The sequence below is a fragment of the Vibrio genomosp. F6 genome, assembly GCF_005146325.1.
In the GTDB taxonomy this organism is placed as follows: Bacteria; Pseudomonadota; Gammaproteobacteria; order Enterobacterales; family Vibrionaceae; genus Vibrio; species Vibrio cortegadensis.
In genome coordinates this window covers 1-359 of record NZ_SYUT01000089.1, presented here as the reverse complement: position 1 = coordinate 359, position 359 = coordinate 1, and the positions used below count along the sequence as shown (strand labels likewise).

Here is a 359-nt window from a genome sequence, read left to right as displayed (position 1 = left end):
AGTTTACTCCGGTTTGAAATTTGTGTTTACGGTGCAATGGTTTAGCTTGGGTGTTATAGCGTTGTCGCACCTTAATTGGGCGTTAGTCGCCATGAGGATTACAATGGAATTTGAGCTAGATTTAGAGCCGTCAGAAGAAAATATTAATGAAATACGCAATGGTCTTGTTGAGCACAACTCTCCATTTTTAATTGGTACTGACCGTAGAAAAGTGGCTTATTATGCGATTGTTGGCGAGAGAAAAGTTGCAGGTATTACTGCCGAAATTTTTGGAAGTTGGCTTTTAATAAATTTCCTATGGGTTGATAAAACTATTCGCGGTAAAGGGACAGGAAGTGAATTGATGGCTAAGCTTGAGA

Annotated in this window: 1 protein-coding gene; it reads left to right on the top strand. The window is 39.3% G+C overall.

Annotated features, from left to right (window positions below; translation table 11 throughout):
* Positions 1 to 103: 103 nt before the first annotated feature.
* A partial coding sequence (locus tag FCV43_RS19525; protein WP_136996106.1) for a GNAT family N-acetyltransferase occupies positions 104 to 359 on the top strand: 256 nt, incomplete at its 3' end.